Raw genomic sequence first — 6,715 nt, forward strand, 5'->3', positions numbered from 1 at the left:
ACCGGAGTCGGCCGGCCTCGCACCCGGCCCGACCGCGTCCTGGCCGACAAGGCCTACACGTCCCGCGAAAACCGCCGCTACCTGCGACGACGCGGCATATCACACACCATCCCCGAACGGCTCGACCAGCGCAGACACCGCCATAACCGCGGTTCCCGCGGCGGTCGGCCCACCGGGTTCGACCGCGAACGCTACAAGAAGCGCAACACCGTCGAACGTGCCATCAACCGCCTGAAAGGCTTCCGCGCCGTCGCCACCGCTACGAGAAACGGGCCTACACCTACCTCGGCACCGTCACCCTCGCAGCACTCATCATCTGGCTCCGCACATGATCCGAGAAACAGCGCCTAAGCCGCTGGACTACCACCCAGTGTTCACGAGCAGCCGCTCGGGGCCGCGGAACATCTGGCCGCGTTCGACCGGAGTGAACCCGTCGGACCAGGCCAGCTTCGGCATCGCGGCCAGCAGCGCCGCGATCCCGACTTCAGCCTCGACGAGCGAGAGTCGAGCCCGAGGCAAAAGTGCCGGCCGGTGCCGAACGCGACATGGACGGCGGCCGCCGTGTACGCCCGGTCGACACAGCCGTCGGCACGGAAGATGTCGAACCGGTCCGGGTCGGCGAATCGCTGCGGGTCGCGGTTGGCCGACCCGAGCAGGCAGGCCACGGTGGCACCGGCCGAAATCGCCGCAGAGAGAGCCCATGGACGGTCTTCCAGGGCCCGTACTCCACGGGCAGATCCCGCCACCCTGCCCCGGTCCGCACCCGCCAGCGAACCCCGTCGATCAACGTCCGCTGACGCGCCGCCCCGCGCCCTATCGGACACCGGCAACAGCAACTCGCGCAGAAGACACAACAGCACCCCCGGACCCGAATGGTCCCGGGGGTGCTGTCGCTCGGTCCGGCCCGGATCGCCAGACTGGCGCGTGAGTTGGAGCGCGGACCGCTCGTCCATGGCTGGGCGGACCAGCAGTGGACGTTGGCGCGGGTGAAGACGCTGATCGGCCGGCTGTTCCACGTCTTGTACACGGTGGAAGGGACCTGGCAGTTGCTGACGCGGCACGGCTGGTCGCGGCAGCAGCCCGCCCGCCGAGCGATCGAGCGTGATGACACGGCGGTCGAGGTGTGGAAGAAGGAGACCTGGCCGCGAGCATCGCGGCGTCGCTCGGGGCCTGGATCGTCTTCGAGGACGAAGCCGGCCAGTCGTTGACGCCGCCACGGGCCGGAACTTGCGGCCGGATCGGTCGCACGCCGGTCGTGCGAATGCGCAGGCGAGGTTTGGCCCACCGCGCCGCCTGCCGCCGTCGGTGAACCACCTGGCGACCGCACATGCTGAACGAGACGTGCGGCGGGTATCCGGATCAGCCGGGCCTTCTCGCCAGGGACGGTAAGAAATTCGGTGCACCTCCGATCATGGAAGAGTGCACCTGTGACCAGCGAGGACATAGTATGGCTGTCCGAGTCAGAGGCTGCACCCACGGCTGTCGATGGCCAGTTCCCGAACGAGCTCGTGGTTCGGGCTCAGTTGCGGGGGCTGACGCCGACTTCGTGAGGGCGGGCTGCTGCAGCAGCTGACGAAGCGGCTGCTGGGGTCCGCTTGAGGGCGAGATGACCGATCACCTGGGCTCTGACCGGCACGATCGGGCCGGGGAGGACGGCCGGAACTCCCGCAACAGCAGACAGTGCAAGAACGTCATCACCGACGTCTGCCCCGTGACCGTCGAGGTGCCTCGGGACCGGGACGGTGCCTTTGAGCGGATCCGCAGGCGGCGGAAGCCGTGCAGCCAGGCGATCGTGCTCTCGGCCACCCGGCGGAGGTTGCCCAGGCCGGAGCCGTGTTCCACGCCTCATTCGGCGATGACCCGCATGTCCATGCCGTGCTTCTTGGGCTTCCCTGAGCAGAACGGGCGGTCGGCGGCGATCCGGTCGATCAGCAGCAGCGTCCCGTTGAGGATCACGAACGCCTTGCGTGCCGCCGGCTTCACCGCGGCAGCCGGGTCCGGGGCGAGTGCGGCGAGAACGTCGACGGCCACGGCGGTGTTCCGGCAGGCGTTGGTCATGCCGGCACCGATCCGGCTGCGCGCCGGGCACAGGTGTCCCCGCACGCAGGTGGCCCGGCGCCAGCGGGGCCTGGTGGTCGGCGCTTCACAGACGTCGCCGGCGGGTGCCGCGATGCGGGCGGTGGGCCCGCAGCTCAGCCGGCAGGAAGGCGAAGGGCGGAGCTGGAGACGTCGCCCCCGGACGGATGGGCCTGTCTGCGAGTGCTCGTTCTCTGCATGAGGCCGCTGGCATGGTCCTCCCCCGGAGAGGACCATGCCAGTTCCGCGGTGACGGCCGACGGGTACGAGAGCGGCGGGACCACCTGGAGCTTCCGGACGGCCCCGTCGAGAGCAGGGTCCACCACGTCAGGGACACCACAGACGCCGGGGACGCCGCCCACGTACGCACCGGCACCGGAACGAGCGGCCCTGCTCACGGACCGTGTTCAGGAGCACGTGCGAAGAAGGGAAGAGGGGCTGGGGGTGTCGCTGCAGGGAAGCCGGGCTGCGATCTGAGAAGTGCGCGGTCGGCCGGATCGAGTTCGTCGAGCATCTTGTCCAGGAACGCGGGCTCCAGGCCGGCTCTGAAGTAGACCCAGATCTTGTAGAGCCGGGCGAAATGAGAGACCTCCGGATCCACCAGGACCTTGGTTTTGTCGTCGTCTCCCATCATCCTCCACTCGGCCACCTTGTTCTGGAAGTCGAGCTTGTGGAAGCTGTCGATCCAGCCGGCATAGCCCGGATACGCCATGGGGTTGAAACTGTTCAGATGCGCGTACGCAGGATAGTCACGGAAGAGGCGTGCCTGCACCGCGTCGTGCACGCGGACAAGGATGTCCGCGCTGCGGCCGGGGCTGGCGTCCAGTTCCCTGCGAACCCAGTAGCACTCCGCCCATTCGCGCAATTCCAGGTCCGCGCACAGCACGCTTTGAGTCTGCACCGGCATCTCGGCCCAGGCTCTGTCCTGAGCATCACTCGGCAACACCAGGAAGGATCGGATCCACTCCTTCCACTCATCGTAGTATTCCGTGGTCGGACGACCGTACCGATCCCTCAACTCATTCGTCCGAGCCACTTCGATCGTGGTATTGGTACGGCAGGCAAATATGTTGAGTGTGTCCCAGTCATGCATCGCGGCGCGCCCGAGCAGGCCGTCGCAAGTGTGTCGGGAAGGCCCGGCGCATAACGGGGGATCAGTACAGAGCCTCGTCCGGCCTTCGATGAAGGTCAGGGGGATCTCATGACGATTTGCCTGCATGACCCGGGAAATCTCCAGATCGGAGAACTGCTCATACAGATAGTTAGGAATCTGCGCACCAGGGTCGAAGGACTCAAGCGGTGCAACGTCTCCTCGCCTCACCGCCTCCTCCATGACGGCGAAATCGAGCGGCGACTCCGGAGAGGCGTAAAATCCCACTCGCATCCCGTTCGGTACCAGAATGAAATCTGCGCCGTCGTGCCATCCATGGCCTGCGACAAAGGCAGTCGTCATGAGCGTTCCTCTCGGTGGAATCATGAACTCGCGGTGAAGGACTGGCGCGCGCACGACGGACGCCTGTCGCGTGGGCTCGACGTCTCCATGCTGTCAGAGCGGAACCTGCCCGACGCCTGTCGTACGGGCGGCCGAAAGGGCGTTCCGAGCACATCGTTCGTGCCCCTTCACGCCGAATCCCGAAGCCCAGCAGCGTCAACATGCCGCCATGGAGCAAGCGGTGAGGGCCGACCTCGGGCACGACAGCCGTTCACTCTTCGGGTCCAGCCCCGCGATCATCTCGTGGTCCTGGCCGTGGAATGCGCTCCGGCTGTCGTGGCAGTAGTCGCGCACCGCGACGTCGCCGTCGCCGTCGTGGACCGTCATGGTCGGGATCAACTCGTAGTGCGGGGGCGGGAACGTGGCCAGGACGTCGTCCCAGCCTTGGCGGACTTCGTCGCGGAGGTCGTCCAGGACCGGCTTCTGGCGGGCGGTACGGATGTCTTCGGTGATCATCAGCGGGTCAGTGCCCCGCGGGTGACGGCCGGTCCGGTTCCGGGACTGATCCAGGCGGCGGTCAGTTCGCTGGACGGGAGGAACCGCCGGAGGCGGGGGCCGGACCGGGAGTGGCGGACGAGGGTCCTCTCGGTGATCGGCGAGTTGTACTGCTTGGCGGTGGTCTCGACGGTGTTGGTGTCGAGGACGACCTCCGACCGGCCGCCGGAGGACCGCGCCGAAGTGGCACGCAGTGCCCGACTCTTCGGACTCATGAGCGGCGACGACTTCAGCAACTACTGGCCAGGGGTAATGCGCGCAGCACATGAGTTCAGCGACACCAACGGCCTGCTGTTGGGCATCTATGACTACAAATGGGTGCTACGCAAGGACTGACCAGCCAGCCATACCGCTGCCCAGCAGCCGGCCGGCCCGGCCGACGGAGCCGGGGGTGTGAGTGTCTTTGGCGGGGTCGGATCGCCCTCCGGGTCGCACTCGAACGCCGGGTACCGCCACGCCGGCTCCCTCGCATCGTCCAAGACGCTCCGGCACACCGGCACATGGGCGAGGACCCTGCCGGGCAGGCGAAGCGGTCGGCGGGTCAGTCTGCGCCCAGGCGGTACCCGCCGACGGGCGAAACCACCCGGTGCAGGACAGTGGACAGGGGCTCGACATCCGTGACGGCGGGCGCCGTGCCGTCGAGCAGCTGCCGCTCGGGGAGCGTCACCGAACGAGTCGGGAGGACCGGACCGGCTTCGTAGACGTGCCATTCGATCTGCCTCCGGGCGCGCTCACGGCTGGGGCGCGGGCGGTGGGCCATGGATCCACTCCTTCGTCCGCGCCGGCATGGCGCAGAGCTACGACACCTCGGGCCAGGTCGTCGGCACGGTACCCATGTCCTCGTCAGTGAGTGAGGGTGTCGTGACGGTCGCTCAGGTTGCCGACGGTGCCGGTCCAGCGTCGGCGCCTGTCACGCGCCAGGTCTTCGTACGACCACCAGCCGTGCTGCACTGGCCGGTCGTCGCCGGTGAGGAGCGGGTGCTGGCGGCCGGCGCCGCTCACGCGAGCCTGATCCCTCTCGACGGGTTGGGCTCGCGGACGACGCGTGGTGACGGCCAAGACCACGTAGACGGGCCGGTTGCCGACGGCGCCGTGCGGGTCGGTGTTCTTCCTGGCCATGCGGCAGTCACCGACGTGGACACTGTCCGGGACTCGGCCGCCGCGATCTCGTACTCGGCGGGGCGCAGCCCCCCGGCCGCCGGTCCGCATGCGGCGACGGCCGGCGCTCGGACGTCGCGCGGGCCGCGGCGTCCCGGGGCGCGCTGTGCTCTGGGACGCCGCAGGTTCCTTGCCTCTCAGGTCGGTGGAGCACAGGCCGTGTGCAGCCGGCGGGTGGACTTGAGGAAGAGGCTGGAACCCTTGCGGGCGGCGAGTTCTGCGACGCCTTCGACCGGTGGTGTCCGGCGGGTGCTCTCGGCGCAGTCGGCGGCGAGGGTGAGGAGTTGGGCGAGCCCGGTCGGTGCGCCGTGGCCTGGCTCGGGCAGGAGCGGAGGAAGCACCGCAGCGAGTACGGCACCGACCGTGAGGCAGGCGCCGGACTGCGCCGCGACGGTCAGGGCCTCGGTGACACGTCCGCTCTTGAGGGCACCGTGTGCCATGAGGTCGGCCAGATCCTGACCGAGCCGGTCAGCATCAAGACTGCCACGCGCGGCCATGATCAGCAGGGCGTCGGCGGCGGCGACGCGCTCGGCCAGCCTGCCTGCGCCCAGTCCGTAGGCCAGGGTGAGGTGGACGGCGTCTCCGCCCGGGGCGTCGATGTCGACGAGAACAGGCAGATGCTCTGCCGCGCTCCGGCCGCCGGTCTCGGCGGCGTCGGCGAAGCCGGTGAGCGTGCGAGCCGCGACGATCTCCCGATGTGCGGGCAGGACGGTGAGCAGCAGCGGTAGAGAACCCGCCCCCACGATTGCGGGTCCGCGGCCCAATGACATGTGTCCCGCGGGACCACGAAGGGGTTCAGGAGACGGCGGAAGGGCTTGGAGAAGCTGGCCGGCACGGTGGCTGTCCTTCCGATCTCCGCCCGGAGCCGATACGGCACGGGGTCGGGGTGACAACCGTCGATGTCGGAGTAGTTCCCGAAGTAACGGCGGGTGGTGTCGGGTGGGGTGAGGCCACCGCCGCGGAGCCAGCTCGCCAGCCTCGCCGCCTCGGGCGAGCCGAGGCCGTCGGCCTGGTCGGCGGCCGTGGCAGCCGTGTCGTCATGGCGTACTCGCAGCAGAGCCTGGTCGAGGTCGGCGACGCCGGGCCGGGCCGAGAGTGCCTCGTACGCGGCCAGCCGGTCCACGAGTTCCGCAGGCACGATCGTCCCGTCGGTCCACGTTGGGGTGGCGAGCAGGAAGGGCGGCACGTCGCGGTCCATGATCCGGCGCCACAGCTCGTCCATGCGGGCCTGGAGGGCCAGGTCGAGTACCTCGCGTCCGCAGCCCGGATGCACGGTGTAGTAGAGCCTGTGGTCCCAAGGCTCCTCCGTGTCGCGCCTGTGGGGTGGCGGGGTGTACGTCGGGCTCAGGGCCGCGGCGACGGCCACCTGCGGCTCGGCGCTGCGGTCGTCCACTGTCTGAGAGGTCGTTCTCTTTCCGAACCTCGTGTGACGTTTTCGCTGGCCAGGCATGAACTAGCTACTGCTGCGGGAGCCTCGGCTCGTTGCCGGACGAG

The 6,715-nt window shown here is 68.8% G+C and carries 8 protein-coding genes and 6 pseudogenes; 4 read left to right on the forward strand and 10 right to left on the reverse strand.

The window, feature by feature from the left end:
• Positions 1-332: pseudogene (locus tag ACZ7FF_RS44670) on the forward strand (transposase); the annotation flags it as partial.
• A 42-nt stretch (positions 333-374) separates the two neighbouring features.
• Here ACZ7FF_RS44670 and ACZ7FF_RS44675 read toward each other — a convergent pair.
• On the reverse strand, positions 375-746 hold the full coding sequence (locus ACZ7FF_RS44675; protein ID WP_470820467.1) for a cytochrome P450: 372 nt from the start codon (positions 744-746) through the stop codon (positions 375-377).
• Positions 747-902: 156 nt separating this feature from the next.
• On the opposite strand from ACZ7FF_RS44675, the pseudogene ACZ7FF_RS44680 reads away from it, so the two are divergent.
• A pseudogene (locus ACZ7FF_RS44680) lies at positions 903-1,276 on the forward strand (helix-turn-helix domain-containing protein); the annotation flags it as partial.
• Positions 1,277-1,606: 330 nt separating this feature from the next.
• Positions 1,607-1,696 (forward strand): annotated as a pseudogene (locus ACZ7FF_RS44685) (hypothetical protein); the annotation flags it as partial.
• Between the two features lie 56 nt (positions 1,697-1,752).
• Here the strand turns inward: ACZ7FF_RS44685 and ACZ7FF_RS44690 are convergent.
• The 5 genes and pseudogenes from ACZ7FF_RS44690 to ACZ7FF_RS44710 form a co-directional block, all read right to left on the reverse strand.
• Positions 1,753-1,839 (reverse strand): annotated as a pseudogene (locus ACZ7FF_RS44690) (IS5/IS1182 family transposase); the annotation flags it as partial.
• A 9-nt stretch (positions 1,840-1,848) separates the two neighbouring features.
• Positions 1,849-2,276: pseudogene (locus tag ACZ7FF_RS44695) on the reverse strand (IS5/IS1182 family transposase); the annotation flags it as partial.
• 194 nt (positions 2,277-2,470) lie between these two features.
• On the reverse strand, positions 2,471-3,529 hold the full coding sequence (locus ACZ7FF_RS44700) for a putative adhesin (RefSeq protein ID WP_470820469.1): 1,059 nt from the start codon (positions 3,527-3,529) through the stop codon (positions 2,471-2,473).
• 195 nt (positions 3,530-3,724) lie between these two features.
• Positions 3,725-4,024 carry a hypothetical protein gene (locus ACZ7FF_RS44705; protein WP_470820471.1) on the reverse strand — a complete coding sequence of 100 codons (300 nt, stop codon included), beginning with the start codon at positions 4,022-4,024 and terminating at the stop codon, positions 3,725-3,727.
• A complete protein-coding gene (locus ACZ7FF_RS44710) occupies positions 4,024-4,278 on the reverse strand; it encodes a hypothetical protein (protein ID WP_470820473.1) in 255 nt (84 codons plus the stop codon). Before ACZ7FF_RS44710 ends, ACZ7FF_RS44705 begins: the two co-directional genes overlap by 1 nt.
• Between ACZ7FF_RS44710 and ACZ7FF_RS44715 the strand changes: the two genes are divergently transcribed.
• Positions 4,277-4,399, forward strand: coding sequence for a hypothetical protein (locus ACZ7FF_RS44715; RefSeq protein WP_470820475.1), 123 nt, complete (start codon positions 4,277-4,279; stop codon positions 4,397-4,399). The genes ACZ7FF_RS44710 and ACZ7FF_RS44715 overlap by 2 nt on opposite strands.
• A gap of 205 nt (positions 4,400-4,604) precedes the next feature.
• On the opposite strand, the gene ACZ7FF_RS44720 is transcribed toward ACZ7FF_RS44715, so the two are convergent.
• The 4 genes and pseudogenes from ACZ7FF_RS44720 to ACZ7FF_RS44735 all read right to left on the reverse strand — a co-directional run.
• Entirely contained in the window at positions 4,605-4,823 is a 219-nt protein-coding gene (locus ACZ7FF_RS44720) for a hypothetical protein (protein WP_470820477.1), read from the reverse strand.
• An 83-nt stretch (positions 4,824-4,906) separates the two neighbouring features.
• Positions 4,907-5,182, reverse strand: coding sequence for a hypothetical protein (locus ACZ7FF_RS44725; RefSeq protein ID WP_470820479.1), 276 nt, complete (start codon positions 5,180-5,182; stop codon positions 4,907-4,909).
• Positions 5,183-5,358: 176 nt separating this feature from the next.
• Positions 5,359-5,964, reverse strand: coding sequence for a hypothetical protein (locus tag ACZ7FF_RS44730; protein WP_470820481.1), 606 nt, complete (start codon positions 5,962-5,964; stop codon positions 5,359-5,361).
• A 239-nt stretch (positions 5,965-6,203) separates the two neighbouring features.
• Positions 6,204-6,671, reverse strand: a pseudogene (locus ACZ7FF_RS44735) (DUF7824 domain-containing protein); the annotation flags it as partial.
• Between the last annotated feature and the right edge of the window lie 44 nt (positions 6,672-6,715).

This window comes from Streptomyces sp. NPDC037126, from assembly GCF_055605965.1.